This window comes from Legionella shakespearei DSM 23087, from assembly GCF_000373765.1.
In the GTDB taxonomy this organism is placed as follows: Bacteria; Pseudomonadota; Gammaproteobacteria; order Legionellales; family Legionellaceae; genus Legionella; species Legionella shakespearei.
The window spans coordinates 236,752-261,830 of sequence record NZ_KB892381.1; the positions used below are offsets into that span (position 1 = coordinate 236,752).

Sequence of the window (25,079 nt, forward strand, 5' to 3'; positions counted from 1 at the left end):
ATGATACCAAAACGAATTCGGTCCGTTTTACTCTCAATTATTGTGTCTGTCAGTGCGACGGTGTACGCAGCTGATGGCGAAGAAGTCATCGAGGCTCTGCAACCGGTAGAACCTTTAGTTGGGAGCTGGGCTTTTTCTGGTATGGTGACTAATGAAAGCGGTGACCGCTATGGTTATTTTTTTCAAATGCAAAGACAAGGTTCGGACTTTCATGCAAAAACCGCTCTTATTGACGGACAGACAAACACGCTGATTTTCTTTTACGAAAGTGATGAGAAAATAGAAAAATCCACCCAACTCAATTGGCATGTGGGACATTCTTTTATACGTTATAACCCTATCAATGACAGTTGGATTTTTGGGGTAAAAACAGACGATGAGAAAGGCTTTAACTTTAAAGTAGACATGCTAAAGCAGGCCGAAGACAAGCAAACTCTGGTATTAAGGCCTGGAGTGGAATTACAGGCATTACAGACCAGCAGGTTGAATGGGCATGTGCAAACCGGCAGCGATTCCAAAGAGCAATTTGTAACCGGTAATAACGCCTGGTTTGGCAAAGTATGGTTTAGCAAGGAACAAGCTTCTTCTCATGACATTAGTACCACGTTTTGCAGATTGAACAATGATAATGGCTTTTATTCAGCCAATCTTAAAGAGGCTGATGCCACGAGTGCTGCTGTAGCTGGATGGCGAGATGCCACTGGAAATAAAGTGAAAATGTCACAATTTATTTCTATGAAGTCGCTGGATAATAACCAATGTGTACTCAGTCTGGCTTTGCCCAAATTAAATTTAAAAGTACGGAATACTTTGACGTCTGATCAAACTGCTCCTCTGTCTGTTGCTGGTTTTTCTAACGATCAGCATAAAGGCTTTTGTTTTATCACCAATCAATCCTTCGCTCAGATTAAAGAATCTGCCCTGACAGTAGTTTCTGCAACAGCTTAACCTTTCCCGTATTACGCTGCGCTAATACGAAATCTGAATCCTGGCAGGGTGCTATTTACGGAAGCACGTCGTCCTGAGCGCGTCTTTTTGCGCGAAGGATCTCCCGAAGACGGCATGGTGCCAATATTTGGAGATCCTTCACGCAAAAAGACGCGCTCAGGACGACGTAGTTATTATGGGATCGAAGCCTCTGATCCTCCTATTGCGATTTTTCAGGAAGAAAATGAGCTAATAAACTGGCTAAAACCAGAGAGAAGGGAATGATGAGCAGTGCAAATTGGTAATCACCGAGAGTATGCTGGCCCGGACTTGCATTGGACATATCCAGTATATAGCCGACCAAAGGTTGTAATAAGGGGGCAGACAGCATAGCCAAAGTATTGGTAAACCCGGTACAAGTGGATAAAGATTCTGCCGGAGCCAGCTCATTGGCAATAGAAAAGGCGAGCATGTACGCTCCGCAACATAGTCCTATAGCGAACAGTAAAAAACCCATTAAAGCCATACTTTTGGTCGGTAAGAATAAAGTGATAAGCACCAACACTGTGGTGGACAGACAGGAGGCATGAATAAGCGGCTTGCGTTTGGAAAGACGTATCGATATTTGCCCCAAAACAGGGCAGCTTACTCCTGCACCCAAGAGTATCATTGAGGTGAGTATGCTTGCTGCTTCAATACCACAATTGAGTTTTAGTTGCAAAAAGGGCACCGCCCACATGGCACCAAAAACGGTGATGACAGAAAATTCGAGGCAGACGAACAGGCCGTTAATCCAGGCCAGTTTGTTTTTTATAATTGCCAATAATTGTTGTTTGTAATGGTGATTAGTGCTGCGCTCTGGCCTACTGTCGGGGATAAAATTCCAGCATAAAAAGGCAATGAGGAGGCCAATAAACCCGGCTCCGCCAATAAAATAGCGCCAACCAAAAGAGCTGATGAATGAGCCCATGCCGATCATGCCAAATACGGTTATTGTGAAGCCCAGCGTTTCTGAAGCTCCGATCATAAAAGCATATTGTCTTAAGGGATAGTGTTCACGCAGTAAGTGAGATAACCCCACAAAAGCAAAGGCTGAACCGGCACCAATAACTAATCGGCCTAAGAAAAGCAGGGGCAGGGTGGGTGCTGTAGCAAAAATGAAACAGCCCAAAGCACACAATGCGGCATTCCCATACAGAAGTGTTCGTGTGTTATAGCGATCAAAAAGCATACCTACTGGTATTTGCAGGGTGGTGTACACATAGTAAAACGAACTGCTGAGCAAGCCTGCGGTAAGGGCAGAAAGATTTTGCTCGTGCATGATTGCACCCACAACTATTCCTGATGAGAGTTGTAAAAAAAACTGGAACAATAAAAAAAATACGCCTATTAGCCAGATGATGGTTTTTGTTGTAGTGTGCTGTGTCAACGTTATTCGCTTCATTTAAAGAAACAGAATATATAGGATAGGCGAGTGAGTGTAAATTTTTTTATTTATTCCTAGGCGAAAAAATAAAAAACTGTAAGGTCGGGGGGCTTGCTTCTTGCTCGAACAGCCGTATCCCGTTGCGTAGCCCTGTCTGCTCGCAGCCGGAGGTGAGCAGACCGGGCTACGGTCGTTTCCAGGTTTAGTGCGCTAAAAAATTATGTGTGTGGTGAGCGCCTTGTTTGGGCGCTCTTTTTGAAAGTATCAGAGAGAAGGAGCAGCTGGAGCGAATTCAATACCGGCAATTTGTTTTTTATCATCGATTATTCGATTGAGTAATCTCAACTCATCAACTGCACGTGATTTGGATGATTCGGTATGTTCCAATTCAGTATTTAAGGCAAATATCATGTCTGTTGTCTGAATAAGTTCTGTTTTTAAACTGGCTGAATCCGCCTTATGGCGATCAGCAGGAGATGCTCCGAGAGCTTGACGTGCCAAATAGAACTCAGCACCACTTGATGATTCCATCATACTTGCAACAGAACGCGAATATTCTTCTTCCTGTTGTTGAATGAGAGGTTCCTGGGCATCCAGTTCGTTGATGTTCCTCCTGATAGTCAGAAGTTGTGACGTGTATTTGGCAAGTTGGTTATTTACCCGTTCCAATCTTAATTCAAGACGTACAAAATGGTCGCCATAGGCATGATTTATCTTGGTTAATTGGGTTAAGTCCAATCCCATAAAATAAGTTCGAAGTTCGTATAGAGTTTTATTAGGAAACCTGGCCATTTGATATACCCCCTTTATATATGTAGGATGGGCATCCTAGCATACCATCATTAAGAGAACATTAAGTCAAGATAGTAGCTCATTAGAACTGTTACTGTTCACTCCATTAAGAGAACTACTGCTTATCGATAGGTACATAGTAAATATATTATGTATAATAATAAATACAACCAATCATAGTAGCATGCTGATGAATTTAAGGGATTTACATTATTTTACAGTTCTTGCAGAAGTAAAACATTTTGGTGAGGCCGCAAAGCGTTGTTTTGTCAGCCAGCCTACTTTAAGCATGCAAATTAAAAAGCTGGAAGAAACTCTGGGGGTTGTTTTATTTGAACGGAACAATAAGCAGGTTTTTCTGACCGACCAGGGGAGCGCTTTATTATCCAGAGCAAAAAAGGTTTTGATGTTAATTGAAGAAATGAAAGATTTGGCCCGTCATGCGACAGATCCTTTTACTGGAGATTTGCGCCTTGGGGTTATTCCTACCGTAGCGCCTTATTTACTTCCTTTAGTGATGCCAGATATCAAGAGCAATTTTCCTGATTTGAAAGTATGGTTAATTGAAGATCAAACGCAACGCTTGTTGGTGAAACTGGAAGGAGGGGAGATTGATGCTGCAATTATGGCTTTGCCTGTTGATGGTTCTTTTGCACATCAGACTTTATTCCAGGAAGCCTTTTATTTTGCCTGCAGTGTTTCTCATCCTTTAGCAAAATCCAAAGCTATTGCTGTCAACGATTTGAATAATCAATCCATTCTGCTTTTGGAGGAAGGGCATTGTTTACGTGAACAGGCTATGGCTGTGTGCCAGATGGCGAAAGCGAGTGAATTCGCTGACTTTACAGCTACCAGTCTGGAAACATTAAGATTGATGGTTCAGGCGGGGATGGGGGTTACCTTGCTTCCAGCTTTAGCAATTTATAGCGAACCTTCAGATTTATTAAGCTATATTCCGTTTAACCCACCAGCACCATCACGAACTCTGGCTTTATTCTGGCGTCCCGGATCGCCGAAAGCTCGATGTCTGCATGCAATCGCAGCCCTGATTGTCAAAATTATTGAAGCATTGCTACAGATCAATTTTAAGCAGAATCGATAATAATTGAAGATGTTCATTTATTTCATTTTGCAGTATTCTCTTCAGGTATTACAAAACAGATCAAATAACTATGAACAAATATTTTATTTATGCTTTTATTATTTTCCTTGTAAGTAATCTCAATGTAAACGCTCAGAATGTGCCGAAATTCAGCATTGTCGCACAGACCTCAATACCGAAAGTATTAATGGCGAATCGTATTTTATCCACTCAGTATCTTGTAACCAACAATACCAAGGTCACACGTACTTTAATGTTAAGCCCCATTCAGGGGGTGATTCAGAATCCCGCAGGTCCAAATGCCTGTTCTAATCCTTTTACCTTGACTCCCGGGAAGTCATGCCTTTTAAATATTACGCTAATTGCATCGCAAATGGGGGCAGGGGTTACTACCGGACCTGTGATTTGCAAAGCAAATGCGAATAAAACTCCCGATCCTTTCTTGTGTTCCCGGCCAGCGGAAAAGGATAACCTGAATGTAAAAATTATCTCTTGCACCTCATCGACCTGCCTTAATTCATTAAAAGAACAACAAATAAGAGCTATAACTCGTTCTTATCAACAACAATATGCAATACCTGGGGTGCTGGCGGGAATATGGATACCTGGTCAGGGGGATTTGATTATAGAGGATGGTGTTGCTGATTTAAGTACGAACAGACCGATATCGACAGCAGATCATTTTCACATAGCCAGTATTACCAAATCTTTTACTACAACGATTATCTTGCAATTAGCTCAGGAAGGCCGTTTGAATTTAAACGATCCCCTCAGTGAGTTTGACATTGCTGTTCAAAATGACAATGCTACCCTGGGTGAGCTGGCTGACATGCGTAGCGGTATTTTTAATTACAGTGCTGATGCAACGTTTATTCAGGAATTTGCTGCGGATTTGTTAAGAGCATGGTTGCCCCAGGAGCTTGTTGATTTTGCTAGTGCCAATCCTGTTTATTTTAGTCCTGGTAGCAGTTGGCATTACTCGAATACCAATACAGTTCTCCTTGGCATGATCATTGAGCAGGTCACCGGTCATTTTATTGGTAATGAACTGGCAAATCGTATTTTTAAACCTTTAGGTTTAAATCAAACAGGCGGTGTTCATCTACCCACAGAGTTGTTTAGAGAGTATCTGTCTATTTTAAATCTGTAATTAAGTGCCGTAGCCGTAATACGGGATGTATTACGGCTGGTGCCTGATATGGGCTACAGTTTTAATTTGTGAACCTTTACCAGCATTCCAATTTGTGGATTGTCGAGGTAGTACACGGTACCTGCCTTTAAGCGCTGATTTTGGGATACGGTAAATGAGCCTTGAGGGTTAGATGGCGGGGAACAGTGCAACTCTGCATTAAATGTGTAGTAATTGCTTTGCTCTACTCGTATAGTTCCCTGTATTTCCCATCCTTTATTATTGATAAGGGGTAAAGATACGGTGCTTTTATTACTGGCGGGTTGTATCCAGGAGTAACGGCCTAGTACCGGATAGCGCGACCTGTGGGTTAACTGATAATATTCATCTCCTAATCCGGCTTGGGAAGGGGGGAGTAAATTGTAAGGTCTGGATGATTTTCCCCCGCTTTTCAGTGCTATTGCATTCTTACTAAAAGGAATCAGTCCTGAGTTATCCAGGTCACTGCTCGCAGAGGCTTTTTGCGGATGGGCAAAGAGGATGAGATCAATCTGGTAACTGGATTTAGCCAGGGTCAGGCTGGAGTATAAGATACTGATTGTTATTATAAATAATCTGCACATGGCCATGTCTCTTGCACTTTTTTCCAGTATTATACCCAAGATCCTTTAAAATGCACTGCTTTACCCCTTTGATTTTTAGCCCAATCATTCCACCACAATTGGAGGGAATTTATCGGCATAATTTATGGGTCTTTTACTCAATTCTATAGCGCTACGTAAGGCTGTTTTAATAAAGGTATCCGTTAATTCATTGCGAGGATGGCAGGCCGTGGGGAATCCCTCATCACATTGTTGTCTGATAGTCCCATTGAGAGGGAGTTGCCCCAGTAAAAGGCTATGGTGCGATTCGCACAAGTTCTTTGCTCCTCCTTCACCAAATATTGCATCCGTATGGCCGCATTGGCTGCAGATATGAGTAGACATGTTCTCTACAACCCCCAGCACATCAATGCCGGTGCGTTCGAACATAGACAGGGCTTTTTGTGCATCCAGAGTGGCTACGTTTTGTGGTGTAGTCACTACGATTGCCGCAGTCAGGGGAATTTTCTGAACCAGCGTCAGTTGAATGTCACCAGTACCTGGCGGTAAATCTATAAATAAATAATCCAGCTCATCCCAGAGGGTAATATCCAGCATTTGAATTAAGGACTTGGCAAGCATCGGGCCGCGCCAGATCAAAGCTTGCTCCGTATTGGTCAGGTAACCTATAGACATAGCCTGTACACCATGAGCCTGCACAGGAACATAACGATCACCTTGTAATTGCACTGGCTCTGTTTTTCCCAGCATTAAAGGCATGCTTGGGCCATAGATATCGGCATCGAGTATACCAACCCGGGCACCGGCGCGAGCCAGAGCTGTTGCAAGATTAACTGTTACTGTTGATTTACCCACACCTCCTTTGCCAGACGCTACCGCAATGGTATTTTTTACGCCTCTTAAGCCTTTACCAACGAGCTGGGTTTTATGGGCTTTGATAAACTGGTTTATAGTAAGTTCAATCTGATGGTCAGGAAAGTGCGTCTTTAATACTTCCTGCACCAGTTTTTTATAATCATTTTCTAATAAATGCGCAGGAAAGCCGGCAGTAATAGTGACATTGAGAGCAGTGGGCGTACTGTCTATCTTATAGGCCAGATTCATTTCCTTGCCATTGAGGCCAAGAAAGGGATCTGCCAGGTTATCTATCAGGTGTATCACCTTGTTTTCAACCATCATCTGCTTCTCCCCTAGGTAAAAATTGGCAATAATAACGCAGGAAGCGATCCTAAACTAGCTAAATATCAACAGACTCTGCTGTAGCCACTGCCATTAAGTTAAGGAGTTCCACCGTCCCGCGGCTTGTCCGCGGGATCCAGGAATGTCACTCTGAGCTTAGATCTCTGGATCCCGCGGACAAGCCGCGGGACGGCGGAGTAGCGCTTAACTTAATGGCAGGTCTGCTGTAGCTTCCATTTGATATTCCCAACTATGCCAATGATTATTGGTCAGGTAATAAAGGCCGCAATGGATAGGGAGCCTGGTTCGTTCTGATAAATAGTAGCCATATTCATTGAGTTGCATTTGATGTTGTTCCAAAGACTCCTGATCTTCTTTACCTGTTTTGAAATCAATAATCCAGAACTTGCCCTGATCTTCAAAAACCCTGTCGAGGATTCGAGTGGCTAATTTATTTTGATGCGCTACCAGTAACTCATATTCATTGCATTCTTGTTCATGTTTTGAAAGTATCCATAAACCTCGAGGGTCTCGAAACATACGGGTAATCTGGTCTTTAATCTGTTCCAGGATTAATCCCTGGCTTTCATTATCAAAGCCGAGGCTGATGCATTCCTGCTGGACCAGATTCCAGGGAATTTGCTCCAGACTTGCAGGATGATGGTCACAAATCCACTGCAAAAGCCGATGGCAAATGATTCCGGTTTCGCGTGATATCCCCGTTTTTACATCGATCTTTTGTTTGTTGGGATTAAAATTCAAAGCCACAGGAATATTTTGATAAAAATCCAGGGGTAGTTTACTGAGTGCAGGCAGTGAGTTTTCCGTGAGTTCTGCAGTTTCTTCCGCATCATGTTGGCTAAACTCCTGATGCTTTAACATGCAGCGGAACGAATTTTTAGAGTTTCTTCCCGAGCTGTCAAATAAATACAGGCGCGATTTGGCACGCGTTGCTGCTACATAAAGCACTCTTTGCGCTTCATAATTATTTTTTTCTTCATCCAGTTGTGTCAGATAATCATACAAAGGACAGTGTTCCTGATGAGCTCCTTTGAGAGGAGAAACCAGTAATAGGCTATCCTGATGTTCAGTGGGTAATTTGAGCCACCGCAGCATGGATTCGTCACTTTGATTTTGCCGCGAGCCTAAGCCTGGTAAAAATACAGTATCAAACTCCAGTCCTTTGGATTTATGAATGGTCATGATCTGCACAGGGGAGGGGGTGACTTGTTGTGAATACAATTTATTCAATTCGCTAACGAACTCGTTCATATCGGGCAAACGACCATTCAGTTCGTAACGGTCAAGCAATACCCATAATTGTTCCAGATCAACACGCTGGTAATGGTTTAAAATTTTATCTGCATGCAGTTGTTTCAAGGTGTTGAGTACCCACTCGGACAAGCGAGTCTGGTAACGCTGGGTCAACGCCTGATGCATGACCTGAGTAAAAAAACGTGCCCGTGTTCTGCCCTCATCGCTTAAACCTGCAATGTGTTCCAGTTGCAATAAAGAGCTGTATATTGATTTGTATTGGTTATGCTGGGCAATTAAATGAAGATCCGTTATTCCAAGGCCACAATAAGGCCCGCGCAAAACTGACAACCAGGACAATCTGTTGCCCGGATTCAACAAAGCCTGAGTCAAAGACCAGACATCTCGCAGGTGAACCAGATTCGCCAGTAAATCAATATCAGAACCTTGATAGGGAATATTGTTTTGGCGAAGAAGGGTGATAATATCAACCAGCTGAGTGCGCGAGCGCACTAAAATAGCCAGACTTTGTTGCGGATTTGTTGTTAATTCATGTTCTATAAGCTGAATGATGCATTGCGCTTCCTGTTCTTTGCTTTTAAATGCCACCGCATGAATGGCAGAGTGTTCATCGCCTTTAATTATATTGACTGAAGGATGAAAAGAAACGGCTCCGGATTCAATATCAACCTGTTGGGGAAATACTTTGCTGAACTGGGCGTTGACCCAATTGACTATAGTTTCTGTAGAGCGGAAATTGCAACGCAACTCAAGCGATTGTAAACGGACTGGACCTATGCCCTGTTCTTTAGCACGGAAAAACAACCCTACCTCAGCCTGGCGGAAGCGGTAAATGGATTGCATGGGGTCGCCTACGATAAACAGCGTCTTTCCATCATCGTTTTGCCAGCCTTGAACCAATTTTTCCAGTAATTCAAATTGGGTGATGGACGTGTCCTGAAATTCATCCACTAATAAATGATGGATGGCATTATCCAGATACAGAGCCAAATCGGCAGGATTATCAGCATCACCCAATGCGGAAAGCGCCTGTTGCGCTATACCTGTAAAATCAATTTCATTCTGTTCGCTGAAAATCAGGTGCAGATGGCCTACTAACAGGGGAAGCAAAAGAAAAAGTGCCTGTAAGACATCCCATTGCCCGGGATCGTATTCAGGGTTTGGCAGATTGCTGGTTTGTAACAAGGCATCAAGAAATTCAGGGTATTCGTTTAATTGTTCCAGCAGCGCACTACTTTCTGATTTTAAGCGTTTGAATTCTTCAGCAGAACAGTCGCTTTTATTTAAACCTACATGATGATCAAAACTCTTGCGCAAACCGTTATCACTACCAAGCACCAAATGGCAAAGGGCTTTTGCTGTATCCTGATTTGATTGTTGGAAATCATACCAGTCTTTCAATAGGTATCGCTTCGAATCCGGCTTATTTTCTATGGTCGCCAGTTCTCGCGACAGTTGCACCAGTTCAGCTGCCAGATTTACAGGAAGGCTTTTTTTAAAACGATTTAATTCGTGTTGTTCGATATGACGCAATGCCTGCTCAAACAGCGCTTTATCTTGCGCTTTGGCCTGAAATAAAGGCGACAGCCATTGATCTCTTTGGCTCAGGAGGTTTTTGAACAGGGATATTAAGCGATCTTGCCTGTTATCCAGGTGTAAGAGCAGGGTTTTTATCGCCTGTTGGTATTCAGGTGTTTCTATAGCAAAGCTAATGCATTGGCGTGCTGCTCTGACATAATAGTTATCTGGCTTATCGGTAATCTGTGAATAGGCAATTTGCTTTTCCAGTAAAGGAATAGCCTGGTTAATCATCTGGCAAAGGGAATCGATGGTAATAATTTTCAGTCTATTGGGTTGCTGCAGCAAATCCCAGTTAAAGGCCTCACTGCGTTTAAGAGCCTGACCTGCAAAATCCAGAGTTTTTTGCTGATGAGGACTTGCAGCCTGGTGATTGCTTGCAGCCTGTTGTAAGGCGATCACAATCCGTTCGCGCATTTCGCTGGCTGCTTTACGGGTAAAGGTCAAAGCAACGATTTGCTCGGGGGCAGTCACCGTACTTAACAGGCGCAAATAGCGTTGGGTCAGTATTTCCGTTTTACCAGAACCGGCCGGTGCCTGAACTATAAAAGAAGAGCCTGGGTCAGTAGCCAGGCTCCTTTGCTCTCCATCAATCAGTGTCATGTAATCAGTCCAGAACCACTTCTTCCGCCGGTGGCCTCAAATTGTAATGCGAACTCATGCAATGGCCATAAGCTCCGGTATTGGCAATTAACAGAATGTCGCCTTCTTTGGTGACTGGCAATAATCTGTCGTATCCCAGCGTATCTCCAGACTCACAAATAGGCCCTACAATATGCGAAAAGCCTACTTTTTCGTCATGAAGACGGCTTAGATTAACAATCTCATGATAGGCACCATACAAAGAAGGTCTGATCAGTGAGTTCATTCCAGTATCAATACCGATAAATTTCACTTTGCCTTTTTCTTTGCATTGGGTTACTTTTGCCAGAATGACGCCGCTTTCTGCCACAAAATATCGTCCTGGTTCAAGCCAGATTTGTAAGTGAGGATAACGTGCCTTTACTGCCAGCAGGGATGCATCCAGAGAAGCAAAATCCAAAGGGTGCTGGCCTGGTTTTTCAACAATACCCAAACCGCCACCCAGATTAATTGAGTGTACTTCTGTAAATTGATCGGTCAGGGATGCCAGCATCAATGCGGTTTGTTGCCAGAGTTCAGGGGTTAAGATCCCGCTTCCTGAGTGAGCGTGCAGTCCGATAACCTTAATGTTATGCTGCTGTGTCAGGGACAGGATCTGTCCAATATCAGCTTGCGTGATACCAAATTTCGATTCATTACCACCCGTTGATACATGCTTGTGATGGCCGGCACCAGTACCTGGATCAATGCGTACAATCACATCACGGTTCTTAAAGAGTTCAGGCCAATATTCCAGAGGATAAAGGCTGTCTATAGTGACATAGCATCCTACAGAAAGCGCATATTCATATTCTGTTTTCGGAGCAAAATTGGGGGTGAATAAAATACGCTTTCTATCTATGTTGGGGAAAAGCTCCAACACCAGATTTAATTCCTGAATAGAAACACACTCAAAGCCTATCCCCTCCTGTTCCAGGGTTTTTAAAATGGAAGGATAGGGATTGGCCTTAATCGCATAAAACAGTGAATCAATAGACTTCAAAGCAGCTAATTGTCTGGCTCTATTAGCCTGAGTAGGGCTATGATAGACATAACAGGGCGAATGCATGCTGCTGGTCGTAAGCAGACGATCGCGTTCGGTTTCCCACCAGGGAACAGGACGTGCACTGGGTTTACCGAATTCTTCATGCCAGCTTTTTGAGTAATAAAAAATTTGTGGGTTACTTTCTATCAGCAGGTGATGCAGCTTTTGACAGAGTTTGTCTGCCTGAGATTCGTCCACCACAAACGTCAGGTTTAAATCATTAGAAGCCAGGGACATCAGATACACTTGCTTTGCATCAAAAACTTCCAAAGCTGGGCCAAGATGAGGCAGAACGGTTCTGATATGATGTCCAACCAGACTGACTGCACTACAGGGTTCTATCAGTTTGGCACGACCGAACTGATTCAGTTCTTCGAGCAACACATTAATGGCGGCACGGTCATGCAGCTTTACGTTATTATCCAGCGACATGGTGACGTTAAATTCAGAGGATGAAAGCAAGTCAACCGAAAAACCATGCTTTTTAAAGGAGGCGAAGACGTCAGCCAGGAAGCCAACCTGTTGCCACATGTTCAGGGTATCTATAGAGATAAGTAAAATACTGTGTTTTACCTGAATGGATTTAATCAAAGGAGCTGATTCATCAATATCTTTGGTAATCAGCGTTCCTGAATGTTCTGGCATTTGAGTAAATTTTACTGACATGGGGATATTGGCGCGGCGCACCGGCGGAATACAATTAGGGTGAAGTACTTTTGCCCCCATCGAAGCAATTTCCTGAGCCTCATCATAATTCAGTTGTTTTAATAAGCGCGCATGCGGCAGTTGATGAGGATTGGCTGTATAAATGCCAGGAACATCAGTCCATATTTCACAGGATGCTGCCTGTAATTTTCCTGCCAGAAGGGCGGCTGAGGTATCTGAACCTCCACGGCCTAACAAAACGGTTTCACCATGTGGGTTGGATGCGAAAAAACCTTGGGTGATGACGGCCTGTGCCCCACTGCTTAAAAACTTCTCAACTAATTGTGAATCATATTCGCTGTCGCAGCGGGCGGAGAGATAATTTACTGCTTCGCCGCCAAGAGCAGGGGTGCTGACTAAAAGCTCCCGGGCATCTTGCCAAAGGCAATGGATTCCCCGATTGTTTAGAAACTCATGGCCAAGTCTGGTCATCATCAACTCTCCCATACTCAAAATCTGGGCATGGGTTTTAGCCGGTGCCTGTTTCAACAGAGCTATTCCGGTGAGCCATTGTTGCAGTTGATGCAGATCCTGGGCAATAAGTTCAGGATTGACTTCCAGAGATTCAGCAAGATTCAGGTGACTGTTGCGTATATCGGTATAAATGCCTTGATGTTCATCTAACAGAGCGGCTTCTATCGCTTTTTCAAGTTTGTTCGAAATTTGGGTCAAAGCGGAACAGACAATTACCGGCTGCACTCCTGTTGTAAGGTGCTTTTTGGTAATTGCAGCAATATTGTTCCAGGTGCTCCTGGTAGAAACACTGGTGCCGCCAAATTTCGTCACTATATGTTGCATAATAAATTTCCGCTCAAAATTAAAACACAGTAGCATGGACTAAAGTGTCTGTACAAGTAGTTAAGTTGAGTTATGGCTCAGAAATCAATATTTTACATCAACTACAGATTAAATGTGGATAACCTGTCGGTATTAAATGGGCATGATGGCCTTATTGAGGTCACTGTGGTTTAAATATCATTACTTATTGAATCTATTAACAAAAAATTGTCAAGAAACATTTGAATTAAGATTAAATTACTTTATTATCGAATGTAGCTTTTCAAACAGTAATTGTTTTTGAATTACAATTTTTAAATTAACGAGTGTGGAGTGAAAACATGCACAAACCCCTAAGAACGCTTGTCAGTGCTGCTGTTATTGGAGTTCTGGCTACCAGTGCCGCCCATGCCGGTGGTTTTTCTTTGTATACCGAGAGCAGCCCCGCTGCAACAGGAAACTTTGGCGCAGGTATTGCTGCTGAAGGTGGAGATGCATCTATTGGATGGTATAACCCTGCTGGTCTGGTCCTGATTCAGGAACAACAAGCTGTCTTTGGTGGTGTTGGTGTGTTCCCTAAAGCGGAATTAAGTGGTGTTAGTACTTTCCGTGGTCCCGCAGCTAATTTGCCAGCGTACACCCAGTCATTCACCGGCCTTAATGGTGGAGAAAACGCCTTTGTTCCAGCGTTCCATTACGCATTACCTTTAGGTGAAAATGCCACTTTTGGTTTAAGTATGGTTTCTCCTTTTGGTCTATCTACAGACTGGGGAATTGATTCACCAGTACGTTATCAGGCTACTTATACGGAGTTGATTACTACTAACGTTTCTCCTGAAATTGGTGGAAAATTGACTGAGAATTTCTCTCTGGGAGCTGGTCTGGATTTGCAATTTGCGCGTGTTAAATTCAATCGCGTACTGGGTCTGCCTACTCTTTATGGAAATCCGTTAGCTATTCCTGAAAGCAGTAGTGCTATGGGAGCTGATTCCTTGAGTTACAATAAAGGTCATTCCTTTGGTGTGGGTTTTCATGCAGGTGTTTTGGCTATGTCTACCGACAAGCACACTCGTGTTGGTTTGAATTACCAATCCAAAATGAAACATACCTTTCATGGTTATAGCCGTCTGAGTGGGCGTTTGGCTGGTACTAGTGGTAATGTTTTTATGCCAGCTACTCTTGATCCTACCTCTATTAGCCGTTCTAATGAACTAACAAGTAACAATATAGAATTGCCTGATGTAGTTACTTTGAGTGCTTACCGTGATGTGAATGAGAAACTGGCGTTATTAGGCTCTGTGGTATACACAGGCTGGGGAGTGTTCAAGACAATTCAGTTGAATAATGTTCAGGCTCCTGCTGTTTCTAATGGTGCGATCACTCCTTTGGGGACTTTGAGTCAAGCACATGCTAATTCTACTTCAACACAAAATTATAAAGACGCGTGGCGTTTTGCAGTGGGTGCGAACTATCATCTGAATCCTCAGTGGATGTTGAGAGTCGGTGGTGGTTATGATGCTACGCCTACTAATGACGTTGACAGAGACGTGCGTTTACCTGATACTGATCGTTGGGCTCTTTCTGTTGGTGCCCATTATCAGATGAAGCCAAATATTGGTATTGATGTCGGATATACCCATTTGTTCGCAGCAAGCAATCCTACTATTAATAAAACGGATGCAATTACCTCAACATCTAGTTATGGTGTAGTAGCTGATGGCAAAGCAAGAGCTGATCTGGTTGGTATACAAGCAGTGTGGACTATGGATCACGTAATGCCACAACCAACCAAGTAACTTTAGTAGTAAGTAAAAAAAACCACGCTGATGCGTGGTTTTTTTTGCTAATTAATTATGCTGCAAGCCAGTTGCTTGCAATTGAGCTTTCTACACACTCCGATCTACGTCGTCCTGAGCGCGGTATTGTGCCAATATTTGGAGATCCTTCGCACAAAAAGACGCGCTCAGGACGACGTAGATCGGGTAAGGGTTAAGATAGGCAGAAGAGACAGCAGATGTAGCCCGGTCTGCTTGCAGCCGGGATCGAAGTGGCACTCATCCCGGCAGCAAGCAGCTCCCTCTTCTACACATCTCTGAGAACACAATCTGGGATTGACTCCCACCTTCCTCAGCTTGTCCGAGGGATCCAGGGCTTCAGGAAAGAAACACAGTCCCTGCCAGTATAACTGTTCCGCTTCCTGACGGTCGCGGCTCGGTTTTCGGTGCACGATGAAGTCAATACGAACGCACGAAAACCGAGCCGCGACCGTCAGGAAGCGGAATTTTTGTTGCGGCACAGAGCCTGATTTAGTGCGTAGCCCGGTCTGCTTGCAGCCGGGATCAAAGTGGCACAATTCCCGGCTGCAAGCAGACCGGGCTACGCTCACTTCTTGTTGTGCTCTTAGGAAAAATCTTATTCCGCATCTTTAGTAATAGTTGCTTCACCAGGACCATTAACGGTCAAAGTGTAACCATTTCCAGATATCTTTTGAGGAGTGATTGTTCCACTATCCAGATGCATTGAAACATAACCTATATCCACTGGCGTAGCAGTATTAGTAGCCATTTTAATTAATGCAGAGCATTTGCCTGCAGAGGTGTGTCCATAACAGGCTATTCGAACCATATTCCAGGGAACCTGACGGGTTGAATGTGCCTTGGTGGGATGAGGTGATGGAATAGTGCCTGCAACGTAGGCATTGGATTCAACATCAGTATTGTTATGAGTAGTTAAAAAAGCTGGAACTGCCAAAGCGCTGGCGGCACTTAGACTTAAAGCTAAAGCCGATATACTTTTAAGCATTGAATTCATTCAGTTCTCCATCGATATTATAATAATTAATTTAAGACAAATCTTTTTAACTATAGGGGATTGTGCTTCCTTCGGCAAGACAAAAGACTTGCAGAAGGTGTTTTGTGGTTTTTATTTGTTGCACAATGAGTTATTATTGTCCATTATTGCATCAATAATCGAGCAACGTCCTTGGCAAAATAAGTGATAATAAAATCAGCTCCAGCTCTTTTTATCGCCGTTAAGCTCTCTAAAATAGCTTGATCTTCATTGATAAGATGATTTTCTGCCGCACATTTTATCATGGAATACTCACCGCTTACCTGATAAGCGCAAAGAGGGATTTCAGTAAACTGCTGTTTCAGTTTGCTGATGATATCCAAATAAAATCCGGCAGGCTTTACCATGATCATGTCAGCCCCTTCTTCCAGATCCAGAGCCGTTTCACGAACGGCTTCTTCGCTGTTGGCAGGATCCATTTGATAGGCTTTACGGTCGCCAAATTGAGGGGCGCCCTGAGCTGCCTCCCTGAATGGACCATAAAGACAAGAGCAGTATTTGGCGCTGTAGCTTAGAATAGGGATGTGCTGATATCCTGCATTATCCAAAGCAGCCCTGATTGCTGCAACCATTCCATCCGTCATACCACTAGGGGCTACCCAATCAGCACCTGCCTTGGCATGGCTCACGGCTTGCTTTCCTAATAAATCCAGAGTTTTGTCATTATCTATACGTTCACCTTGTAATACGCCACAGTGTCCATGGTCGGTGTATTCACAAAAGCAAAGATCAGTAATAATCACTATATCTTTATTTACCGAACGAATTTTTTTGACTGCCTTTTGAATAATTCCATGATCATTAAATGACTCACTGCCGCAAGCATCCTTATGGGCCGGTATACCGAACAGTAAGACGGCAGGAATACCCAAACTGCTTAAGGTCTGAATTTCTTCAGATAAAGAATCAAGCGGTAGTTGAAATTGGCCAGGCATGGCCTTAATTTCTTTAGCTTCGCTCAGTTCTTCGCTGATGAACAAAGGAGCAATAAACTGTTGTGGATGTAAACGGGTTTCTCGCATCAACGCCCGTGACATAGGACTTCTTCTTAACCGGGTTAATCTCAAGGGTAGGTTATATTCACTCATGTTTCATTGCTCACTTGCTTGATGTATATAGAAAATCGATACCATTTCCGGTATCACTGCTACTGACTTGTATGCTTAAAAACTTATTTAACAAGTACTTAAGTGTAAGTACGTTGGGATCCGCTTGCGATAAGCCAACGTTATAACTTAAATAAATGCGTTTGGACAGTGATTTCCCCACTACCAGAGCGGTGGAATCACTTACCTGGTTGGTTACCAGATTGTAATTGCTACTGCTTTGTACATTAAAATCAAAACCAAGGTTTTCTTTCAACTGTTCCAATAGTTGGGTTCCATTAGTTCCTGAGCCAAGGTTCATCGATGAAATAGCCGCCAGAAGCAGTTGTCCTCCTGCCTTGTTGGCTTGACTTGCTGGTCTGCCTAAAACCAGCATGGACAAAATGTCTGCTTGTGACAGTATGGCTGGATTGGAAAACAGCTGTATTTTCGGATTGGTTAATCGTCCGGATACTTCAACACCTACAATGATGTTACCGCGAATGTTCGCATTTTGCAGATTATTACTGTTAAAATCGAAGAGTTGGTTGGAGCTGGTAAGCGTGCCTGTTGAGGTATCTATTTTCTTTTCAGCCCGCAGGTTGATGCCAGGATTATCCAGTCTTCCACCGGTAAAAATTAATTCTCCCTGGGCTATGGCAAGATCTTGTCCATAAGCTTTGTATTCACCTTTTTGCACATTTAATTCGCCGTTGGCATTTACAGGTCCCTTGGGCAATTGTTTTAAATTAACCGCACCAGTCAGAATTGCATGCAATCCCTTGGCATTAATTTCAACGTTTTCACCCATGACAACCTGAATGTCCATAGAAGTATTAAACAGAGAAGGAGAGGGCTCATCCACCTTTTTCTTGCTTTTAAAGACCACATCATCAGGAACAGTAATGCTGTTGGAAAACGATTGCGGTTTAATTTGTGCAAAGGGCACCAAAACAGAGCCTGAAATATTCAGGTGTTCAGGGGTAAAATCCAATTTAAGCTGAGGTGAGATATTAATCTGGTATTCTTTAGTATTGATTAGAGGAAAATCATTCCCTTCTACTGACAGGTTGCCATTTATGGCTGCATCCAGTGGCCCTCGTCCTTTAATAAGGAGCTTTTTGCTGCCAGAGCTTATGGAGCCTGTTGTTTCCCAATGTTTCTTTTTGCCAATAACGGTCAGGTCTATATCATTCAGAGCAAGGCCTAATTGAGGAAAACTGACACTTGCTTTAGATAAATGTACTTGACTTTCTATTCGTGGTTTACTCAGGGTGCCGCTGGTTTTGAGTGATGCAACTAATTGTCCCTTGGGATTACTGATTTCCGGGCTCAGATTTTTTAAAAAATCGAAGGAGTTAAACAATAGTGACAGCTCAGCTGAAACAACCTGATTACCGGATATGCCCTGAGCGGGATTAAACTCGGGAAGATTGAAATCCAGTTTTATTTTTGTATCCTTATCAATGGTCAGGGAGCCTTTTCCGGCAAATTGTTTCGGTGAAAGTGTTCCCTTTAAAGTGCCTCCCATAAACTGTAATGAGGAAAGGATACTGTCTTCAGGCAGTTGATAATGCCCTGGAGCAATGGTCAGGGTAAATGAGCCTGTGTCTTTCTCTTTAATAGCACCTTTGAGGGCGAGTTGAGTGTACAGCCCCTCGCGCCTGGATTTGGTATCAAACGCTTGAGATGCATTGATGGTAAAATCCCATTGCCAGGGGATAGTGCCTTCAATAGCAGAGGTGATTTGCCAGTTATCTTGCTGAGGACTGTTTATTTTAGTTGCCAACTGAATGTTTAAATGGGGCAGCTTACCGGAGATTTTTACACGTCCTTCAGGACTGCTTAAGCCTTTTCCCTGTTCATCTTGCCAGTTAAAATGACGCCATTTGATGATTTGGTCGAGTTCTGTCTGGTTTTTAATACTCCCATGTAATGACAATTGCGCCGGTCCGCTGATATCACCTGTCCAGTGCAACTGCTCCAGATCTCCACCAATGTTGATAGTACCCTTGGGAAGTGATTGATTTTTGCTGTTGGAATTGAGCTTTATGATTCCCAGAAGGGTATGGGGAGCCTGAGTCTCTATTCGTAACTGACTGTCCACATGATGACTTAATGCGTCGCATTGCAGGGACTCAATTTTTAATTGTTCCCTGGTCAACCCTATTTTAGCTTTTACTTGTTCCAGTTTTAGTTCCGACCCGACAATTTCGATTTTTTTGGCTTTCAGGCTATCGATTTGTAACTGGTGCTGCAAAAGGGTTTTAAAGGTCCAGCTCAGTTTAAATCCGGTTATTTTTACCTTGGTATCCTGATATTCGTACTCTAATTCGTCCGCAGAAAACTTATCTATGAGACGTCCCTTTAAATGGTGTACTTTAAATGTGCCAGGAATAAAGAGTTGACTTAACTTAATGGTCGTATATAAGCCGGGTGTGGTGCTGACTAAAAAGGTCACAAGACACATTAGGCCAAGCAGCAATAAGAGGATGATGTAGACTATTTTTGTAATGAGCTTAATCATAAGTCAGGCCCCATATTGATTACCAGACGCGGGTTTGAGCTGGCTCTTTCCAGGCGGTAGTTCACTGCCTGAGCCAGGCCTATTTTAATTGGCCCTATGGGTGAAACCCACATCAGGCCTCCACCTATATCGTATTGAAAATTTTTAGTAGTTGGATTGTACACATCTCCGGCATCATAAAAGCCGATAAGATACCAGTTCTTTTTCGTTTCCTTTTGGATTTCAAAACCGCCATAACTGATAATGCGTCCAGGGCCTATGGAGTTAAAGCTGTAGGCCTTCAAATTATCATTACCTCCCAAAAGCAGGGCAAGAGTTAAGGGGAGTTGATTGATATTATCTGTTGCAGTAATCCCCTGAATCGTATGGCCATAAAGTCGCAGTCTCAATGAATCTATGGTAATTGCTGCTTTGGCATCAAAAGAAAGCTGGCCAAAACTCAGATTGGAAAAGGTCAGTTTATTAGCCCCTAAAGCATTCAGCGTGACATTATATCCTGAAGGGGAAAACAGCAGGCTTTGGGTTTTTGATAAGGTAAATGTTGCTTTCGGATACAAAAGAAACTGATTATTCTTGGGTTGTAAGGAATAATTAAAGCTTTCATATAGACCATTAAGGGACAAATTACGTTGAAAGTTATTCAGGCGGTGCTGCTGTCCTAAGGACAACAAGTATGCGTTACTGTAACCCGTGTCGTAGTTCAGATTGGAAAAATTACCTGTCAGACTGTATTGGTCGGTGACTGGATTAGCGCCAGGTACTACGTATTGCGCCTGGATTGCATTTTGAACCATTGAACCTTGGGCCAAAGCATTGAATTTGTGCCCTCTGCGGTTTACCGGCGTGATATTTAATCCAGCCCGACCCCTTATACCCGTATCGGTTCCATAACCAGCCCCAATAGTATATGAATATTTCGACACAGGTTGTAAGTGGACAGCTACAGGGACAGTCTGTTGGTCTGTTATATCGGGTTTAACCAATACAGAACTGAAATAACCACTGTTTGACAGATTATCATTCAACTTGAGAATTTGATCAGTTGAGTAAGCCTGGCCGGGACGAAAAGGAACAAAGCGATGTAATAACTCAGGGTTTATGTTGGTAGGATCAAATTGGATCTGACCAAAAAAATACAAGGGACCTGTATCAAGAATAAGGGTGATTTCGGCCGTATTATTGGCTTCATCAATTAAAATTTCTGCTTTTTGAAATGTTGCATGCAAATAGCCCTGGTTCTCGGCGGTATTCAACATATTCTGTTTGGCTTGATTGTATTGTTCTGTCAATAAGGGATCATTGCGGTGCAGCGACAATTCATTTACTGTTTTCACTAACGCCGGATTTTGCCGGCCTTCCCCCTTGAGTTCCACGCGCAGCGAGGAAATATGAACCTGTGCCCCAGGATATATGGCTATATTGACCTGCTGATTGTTGATTTGCCTAAGCTCTATCTGGGCTCTGTAATAGCCAAAAGGCTGCAGGGCTTTTATGATTTGCGAACGTAACTCATCCTGGCTCATTTCGCCCAAGGGTTTTAATTGCTGCAATTCTTCCAGACGTTTTTTTACATTAGTCCGCACTTTACCTTTAATCCCGGTAATCGTCAGACTTGCAGGCTTGGCATTGTCTGCCATTGTCGGAACACAAACAACAAAAAACAACAGTATAAATAATGTATACGTCCACTTCTTCAAAACATTCAGCATTCTAGGAATCGATTGCCTCCATTTGCTTTAATTTGTAGATCAGATCCAGGGCTTCTCTGGCTGTTAAACGGTCAGGATCAATTCGGGCTAATTCATGGGCCAGCCGGGAAGGCTGTGCTTTTCTTATTTCAGGCTCTGATAATTGATAGTGCTTTTTATTTTGCATGTTACTTAAATGATCATGGGCCAGTTTTAACACTTCCGCGGGAATACCGGCAAGTTCGGCCACTTCCAGCCCATAACTTCTATTGGCTGCACCTTCTTCCACACGGTATAAAAAGATAATGCGTCCTGTATCAAGAGATGCCTTTAAGTGGACATTACGGATGCAGGGTAGTTCCTGGGGAAGATTGGTTAATTCAAAATAATGGGTAGAGAACAAGGTATAGGCTTTAATGGATCTGGCAAGAAAAGCACAACTGGCGTAGGCTAGTGCCATACCATCATAGGTGCTTGTTCCGCGGCCAATCTCATCAATAAGAACCAGACTTTCGTGGGTTGCCTGTCTTAAAATATGAGCGGTTTCCGTCATTTCTACCATGAAGGTCGAACGGCCAGAGGCCAAATCATCACTGGCACCAATACGGGTAAAAATTCGATCCACAGGACCAATGGTGGAACCTTGTGCTGGGACAAAACTGCCAATATGGGCCAGAAGGACAATTAAAGCAGTTTGGCGCATATAGGTCGATTTTCCTCCCATATTCGGTCCTGTAATCAATAGAATGTTATGTTCCGGCTTCAGGACAAGGTCATTGGCAATAAATTGTTCTTGCACCAGTTGTTCCACTACAGGATGGCGGCCAGCATGAATGCTAATTCCCGGTTCAGTGACTAATTTGGGACATTGCCAATTCAGGCTTTGTGCCCGCTCTGCAAGGGTCATCAATACATCCAGCTCTGCCAATGCGCGGGCTAACTGGGAGAGCAGACTGATGTAGTTCTGCATTTCTTCCAATAAATTGTCGTACAGCCATTTTTCCCTGGCTAAGGCTTTAACCTGGGCTGAAAGCACCTTTTCTTCAAAAACTTTAAGTTCTGGTGTGATATAACGCTCTACATTTTTCAGGGTTTGTTTTCTTTGATAGTTGAGCGGTGCCTTGTCGGACTGAGCTTTAGATAATTCAATATAAAAACCCTGAACACTGTTAAATCCGAATTTCAAGGTGGATAAACCTGTCTTTTGCTTTTCTTCCTGCTCAAGCTGAGCCAGCGTTTCATTAGCATGAGTGCTTAGCATTCGCAGTTCATCAAGTTCTTCATCAAAACCTTTGGCTATAACCCCGCCATCACGAATGAGTACAGGCGGATTTTCGATAATCGCCGCCTGCAGAAGTTGTTCCAGGGCAGGAATAGGACTGAGTTGCTTTCTTAACTGGCCAATAAGTGGGGTTTTGTTATTTATTATCAGTTGGTTTAAATCCGGGAGTAAGGTCAGGGTATGGCGTAAGGCGACCAGATCGCGCGGTCGGGCTGATTTCAAGGCTATACGGGATACGATACGTTCTATATCGGCACATTCTTTCAGTGTGTGATGTACTGCTGCATCCTGTTGTCGAGCGATAATTTCCTGAATACTTTGCTGACGTTCCTGAATCAGGCTTTGCTGTTTTAAGGGGCGACCCAACCAGCGTTTTAATAAACGGCTTCCCATAGTGCAGGCTGTTTTATCCAGTATGCCCAGCAAGCAATGAGTATTTCCCCCCTGTACATTTTCAAAAAGTTCCAAATGTTTTTGGGTAGAGGAATCCAGTTGCAAGTAATCATCGGGATTTTCAAGGGTAATGGTATTGAGATGTGGCAGGGCTTGTTTTTGTGTCGTCTGTAAATAGGCCAGGAGTGCTCCTGCTGCGACCAGGGCTGTAGGATGCTCCCGTTCACCAAAAGCAGATAAATCTGTAACTGAAAATTGTTCTCGTACCAGTTTATTGGCGCTGTCTGCGCTGAATTCCCAGCCTGGCCTGCTTTTAACCGTAAAACCATTGCAGTATTCATATGCTGATGAGTTTTCTGCTATTAATATTTCTGCTGGTTGCAGACGAGTCAGTTCAGCACTTAATTGCTGTCCTTCCTTTAATTCCAGCAAATGAAAACGCCCGCTGCTCAAATCAACCCAGGCCAGGCCAGTGTTTTGCTTTTGTTGGTGAATAGCAAGCAAAAGGTTGTCTTTTTTAGCATCAAGCAGCGCCTCATCTGTTACGGTGCCTGGTGTCATGATGCGCGTGACCTGTCGTTCGACTGGCCCTTTGCTTGTTGCCGGGTCGCCAGTTTGTTCACATATGGCTACTGACTCTCCCTTTTTAAGTAATCTTGCCAGATAATTTTCCACTGCATGGTAGGGTAATCCTGCCATGGGAATGGGCTTGCCAGCAGATTGACCGCGATGAGTCAGGGTCAAATCCAGTAACTGTGCCGCTCGTTTTGCATCATCAAAGAATAATTCATAGAAGTCCCCCATGCGATAAAACAGCAACATGTCAGGATAATTCGATTTAATGCGTAGATATTGCTGCATCATGGGAGTATGTGATGTATTCATATGATTACAAATAAATAAGATTGCCGCGATCTTAACAAAACTGTGTTGCTAAGTCAGTAATTAGAACCAACGAAAACTCCCTTCGATGGAGGGCTTGTAGCCAGTCTGCTGTAGCCCGTATTAGGCGCCAGCCGTAATACGGGATCGAAGTGGCAATCAGCTTTGATATGACCCTAAGTAGCCCCCATGCAAAAGTCCGGAGCAAGAAACCCCTTGGCCTCGCTGGTCTTTTAGGGAAACCTGCATCCATGCGGTCGGTGTGCGCGTCCTAAGCGCAACGCCCTAAAAGACCAGCGAGGCCAAGGGGTTTCCGAGAGATTGTGCCAGAGTGGCAGAAAGTGTAACCCTTACGGGTTACGAAAACCGAATCTATGCTCGTTAAATCAACAAAGTGTGTCCTGGCGAGGGTTTTATTTTCCAGAGAATAAAGATAAGTCCTTCACTTAATGTAAATATTTGCTAGAATTAATATGATTTTATATAAAATCTAAAATGAACAGGGAGAATGGTTATGAATCGTTTCGCTTTAATTGCTGCAACTGGATTTTTAGCTTTAATGTTAACTGCTTGTGGTGATAACGGCTCTTCTAAGCCAGCCGAAGACACAACAACTACTGGTACTGTTGTTGAACAGCCAAAAGCTGATGATGCTGCTGCTAAAACTGACGCTACTACAACTGATGCTACTACAACCGATGCTGATAAAGCAGCTGGTTCTGAAGAGCAAAAAGCTACTGAAGAAAGCCACTAATCAATAAGGGCTTTTGTAAGGGGCTGTCGCTCTTTTGCAGCGTATGTTGCAGAAGAGGACAGCCCTTTTCTACTTGAAATAGACATTAAGTTATTAAAATAGGCGTAGGTTTACTTATTTAATTAAAGATCGGCAAGTGAAGGAAAACCTTGATTACGCTATCGCTCTGAGTGATCCTCTCATTTTTTTCAATCCCCTTTTATTAAGTGATTAAAAGGGGAATTTTCATTAAATTCTAACTGAAACAAGGTAATAATACGGCTGAATTTTCTTATATTGAACTGGGGAAACCCGTGAATTATGAGCTGTTTGGCTAACGAGATAAAAGACAGCACCCGATGAGTACGAATGGTATTTGCCTGAAAATGAAGGTGGAGTTTCCTTTTTTCTGCTGCAAATCCTATCATCCAAAGAATGAGGATACGAATGGAAGCCAGAAGTATTAAAACACTTATCTTAT

16 protein-coding genes and 1 pseudogene are annotated in these 25,079 nt (G+C 43.3%); 5 read left to right on the forward strand and 12 right to left on the reverse strand.

Annotation, left to right across the window (positions count from 1 at the left end; translation table 11 throughout):
- Nucleotides 1–948 (forward strand): hypothetical protein, encoded by a 948-nt coding sequence (locus B094_RS0101010; protein ID WP_026253810.1) that lies wholly within the window; start codon nt 1–3, stop codon nt 946–948.
- A 199-nt stretch (nt 949–1,147) separates the two neighbouring features.
- On the opposite strand, the gene B094_RS0101015 is transcribed toward B094_RS0101010, so the two are convergent.
- Together B094_RS0101015 and B094_RS0101020 are read right to left on the reverse strand one after the other, a co-directional pair.
- Nucleotides 1,148–2,371: an MFS transporter gene (locus tag B094_RS0101015; protein ID WP_081621008.1), complete on the reverse strand. Its 1,224-nt coding sequence runs from the start codon at nt 2,369–2,371 to the stop codon at nt 1,148–1,150.
- Between the two features lie 246 nt (nt 2,372–2,617).
- A complete protein-coding gene (locus B094_RS0101020) occupies nt 2,618–3,145 on the reverse strand; it encodes a hypothetical protein (RefSeq protein ID WP_018575926.1) in 528 nt (175 codons plus the stop codon).
- A 190-nt stretch (nt 3,146–3,335) separates the two neighbouring features.
- Between B094_RS0101020 and B094_RS0101025 the strand changes: the two genes are divergently transcribed.
- The gene (locus tag B094_RS0101025) at nt 3,336–4,247 is read left to right on the forward strand and encodes a LysR substrate-binding domain-containing protein (protein ID WP_026253812.1); all 912 of its coding nucleotides are present in this window, start codon (nt 3,336–3,338) and stop codon (nt 4,245–4,247) included.
- A gap of 70 nt (nt 4,248–4,317) precedes the next feature.
- On the forward strand, nt 4,318–5,397 hold the full coding sequence (locus B094_RS16380; protein WP_018575928.1) for a serine hydrolase domain-containing protein: 1,080 nt from the start codon (nt 4,318–4,320) through the stop codon (nt 5,395–5,397).
- A gap of 53 nt (nt 5,398–5,450) precedes the next feature.
- On the opposite strand, the gene B094_RS0101035 is transcribed toward B094_RS16380, so the two are convergent.
- The 4 genes from B094_RS0101035 to B094_RS0101050 all read right to left on the reverse strand — a co-directional run bounded on the left by B094_RS0101035 (nt 5,451) and on the right by B094_RS0101050 (nt 13,179).
- Nucleotides 5,451–5,999 carry a CsiV family protein gene (locus tag B094_RS0101035; RefSeq protein WP_026253813.1) on the reverse strand — a complete coding sequence of 183 codons (549 nt, stop codon included), beginning with the start codon at nt 5,997–5,999 and terminating at the stop codon, nt 5,451–5,453.
- Between the two features lie 84 nt (nt 6,000–6,083).
- A complete protein-coding gene (gene apbC / locus B094_RS0101040) occupies nt 6,084–7,157 on the reverse strand; it encodes an iron-sulfur cluster carrier protein ApbC (protein ID WP_018575930.1) in 1,074 nt (357 codons plus the stop codon).
- A gap of 204 nt (nt 7,158–7,361) precedes the next feature.
- Entirely contained in the window at nt 7,362–10,613 is a 3,252-nt protein-coding gene (locus B094_RS0101045; protein ID WP_018575931.1) for a UvrD-helicase domain-containing protein, read from the reverse strand.
- A 4-nt stretch (nt 10,614–10,617) separates the two neighbouring features.
- Nucleotides 10,618–13,179 carry a bifunctional aspartate kinase/diaminopimelate decarboxylase gene (locus B094_RS0101050; protein WP_018575932.1) on the reverse strand — a complete coding sequence of 854 codons (2,562 nt, stop codon included), beginning with the start codon at nt 13,177–13,179 and terminating at the stop codon, nt 10,618–10,620.
- Nucleotides 13,180–13,499: 320 nt separating this feature from the next.
- Here B094_RS0101050 and B094_RS0101055 point away from each other — a divergent pair, with 320 nt between their 5' ends.
- Complete coding sequence (locus tag B094_RS0101055; protein WP_018575933.1) at nt 13,500–14,954, forward strand: OmpP1/FadL family transporter; 1,455 nt, start codon at nt 13,500–13,502, stop codon at nt 14,952–14,954.
- A 616-nt stretch (nt 14,955–15,570) separates the two neighbouring features.
- On the opposite strand, the gene B094_RS0101060 is transcribed toward B094_RS0101055, so the two are convergent.
- The 5 genes from B094_RS0101060 to mutS all read right to left on the reverse strand — a co-directional run bounded on the left by B094_RS0101060 (nt 15,571) and on the right by mutS (nt 23,868).
- Nucleotides 15,571–15,969, reverse strand: coding sequence for a hypothetical protein (locus B094_RS0101060; RefSeq protein WP_018575934.1), 399 nt, complete (start codon nt 15,967–15,969; stop codon nt 15,571–15,573).
- Nucleotides 15,970–16,112: 143 nt separating this feature from the next.
- Entirely contained in the window at nt 16,113–17,096 is a 984-nt protein-coding gene (hemB, locus tag B094_RS0101065) for a porphobilinogen synthase (protein ID WP_026253814.1), read from the reverse strand.
- A gap of 10 nt (nt 17,097–17,106) precedes the next feature.
- Nucleotides 17,107–19,620 (reverse strand): translocation/assembly module TamB domain-containing protein, encoded by a 2,514-nt coding sequence (locus B094_RS0101070; RefSeq protein ID WP_018575936.1) that lies wholly within the window; start codon nt 19,618–19,620, stop codon nt 17,107–17,109.
- Nucleotides 19,617–21,257, reverse strand: coding sequence for an autotransporter assembly complex protein TamA (locus tag B094_RS0101075; RefSeq protein ID WP_155823459.1), 1,641 nt, complete (start codon nt 21,255–21,257; stop codon nt 19,617–19,619). The genes B094_RS0101070 and B094_RS0101075 overlap by 4 nt, the downstream gene beginning before the upstream one ends.
- Before the next feature lie 73 nt (nt 21,258–21,330).
- A complete protein-coding gene (gene mutS, locus B094_RS0101080; protein ID WP_026253816.1) occupies nt 21,331–23,868 on the reverse strand; it encodes a DNA mismatch repair protein MutS in 2,538 nt (845 codons plus the stop codon).
- A 511-nt stretch (nt 23,869–24,379) separates the two neighbouring features.
- On the opposite strand from mutS, the gene B094_RS15480 reads away from it, so the two are divergent.
- Complete coding sequence (locus B094_RS15480; protein ID WP_018575939.1) at nt 24,380–24,619, forward strand: hypothetical protein; 240 nt, start codon at nt 24,380–24,382, stop codon at nt 24,617–24,619.
- Between the two features lie 188 nt (nt 24,620–24,807).
- On the opposite strand, the pseudogene B094_RS17480 reads toward B094_RS15480, so the two are convergent.
- Nucleotides 24,808–25,079: pseudogene (locus B094_RS17480) on the reverse strand (IS4 family transposase); the annotation flags it as partial.

Excerpts from the sequence above, each read along its gene's own strand:
- B094_RS0101015 (WP_081621008.1), bottom strand. The coding sequence starts at position 2,371 with ATGAAGCGAATAACGTTGACACAGCACACTACAACAAAAACCATCATC.
- B094_RS0101035 (WP_026253813.1), bottom strand. The coding sequence starts at position 5,999 with ATGTGCAGATTATTTATAATAACAATCAGTATCTTATACTCCAGCCTG.
- B094_RS0101050 (WP_018575932.1), bottom strand. The coding sequence starts at position 13,179 with ATGCAACATATAGTGACGAAATTTGGCGGCACCAGTGTTTCTACCAGG.
- mutS (WP_026253816.1), bottom strand. The coding sequence starts at position 23,868 with ATGAATACATCACATACTCCCATGATGCAGCAATATCTACGCATTAAA.
- B094_RS15480 (WP_018575939.1), top strand. The coding sequence starts at position 24,380 with ATGAATCGTTTCGCTTTAATTGCTGCAACTGGATTTTTAGCTTTAATG.
- apbC (WP_018575930.1), bottom strand. The coding sequence starts at position 7,157 with ATGATGGTTGAAAACAAGGTGATACACCTGATAGATAACCTGGCAGAT.
- B094_RS0101025 (WP_026253812.1), top strand. The coding sequence starts at position 3,336 with ATGAATTTAAGGGATTTACATTATTTTACAGTTCTTGCAGAAGTAAAA.
- B094_RS0101020 (WP_018575926.1), bottom strand. The coding sequence starts at position 3,145 with ATGGCCAGGTTTCCTAATAAAACTCTATACGAACTTCGAACTTATTTT.
- B094_RS0101075 (WP_155823459.1), bottom strand. The coding sequence starts at position 21,257 with ATGGCAGACAATGCCAAGCCTGCAAGTCTGACGATTACCGGGATTAAA.
- B094_RS0101055 (WP_018575933.1), top strand. The coding sequence starts at position 13,500 with ATGCACAAACCCCTAAGAACGCTTGTCAGTGCTGCTGTTATTGGAGTT.
- B094_RS0101010 (WP_026253810.1), top strand. The coding sequence starts at position 1 with ATGATACCAAAACGAATTCGGTCCGTTTTACTCTCAATTATTGTGTCT.
- hemB (WP_026253814.1), bottom strand. The coding sequence starts at position 17,096 with ATGAGTGAATATAACCTACCCTTGAGATTAACCCGGTTAAGAAGAAGT.
- B094_RS0101070 (WP_018575936.1), bottom strand. The coding sequence starts at position 19,620 with ATGATTAAGCTCATTACAAAAATAGTCTACATCATCCTCTTATTGCTG.
- B094_RS0101045 (WP_018575931.1), bottom strand. The coding sequence starts at position 10,613 with ATGACACTGATTGATGGAGAGCAAAGGAGCCTGGCTACTGACCCAGGC.
- B094_RS0101060 (WP_018575934.1), bottom strand. The coding sequence starts at position 15,969 with ATGAATTCAATGCTTAAAAGTATATCGGCTTTAGCTTTAAGTCTAAGT.
- B094_RS16380 (WP_018575928.1), top strand. The coding sequence starts at position 4,318 with ATGAACAAATATTTTATTTATGCTTTTATTATTTTCCTTGTAAGTAAT.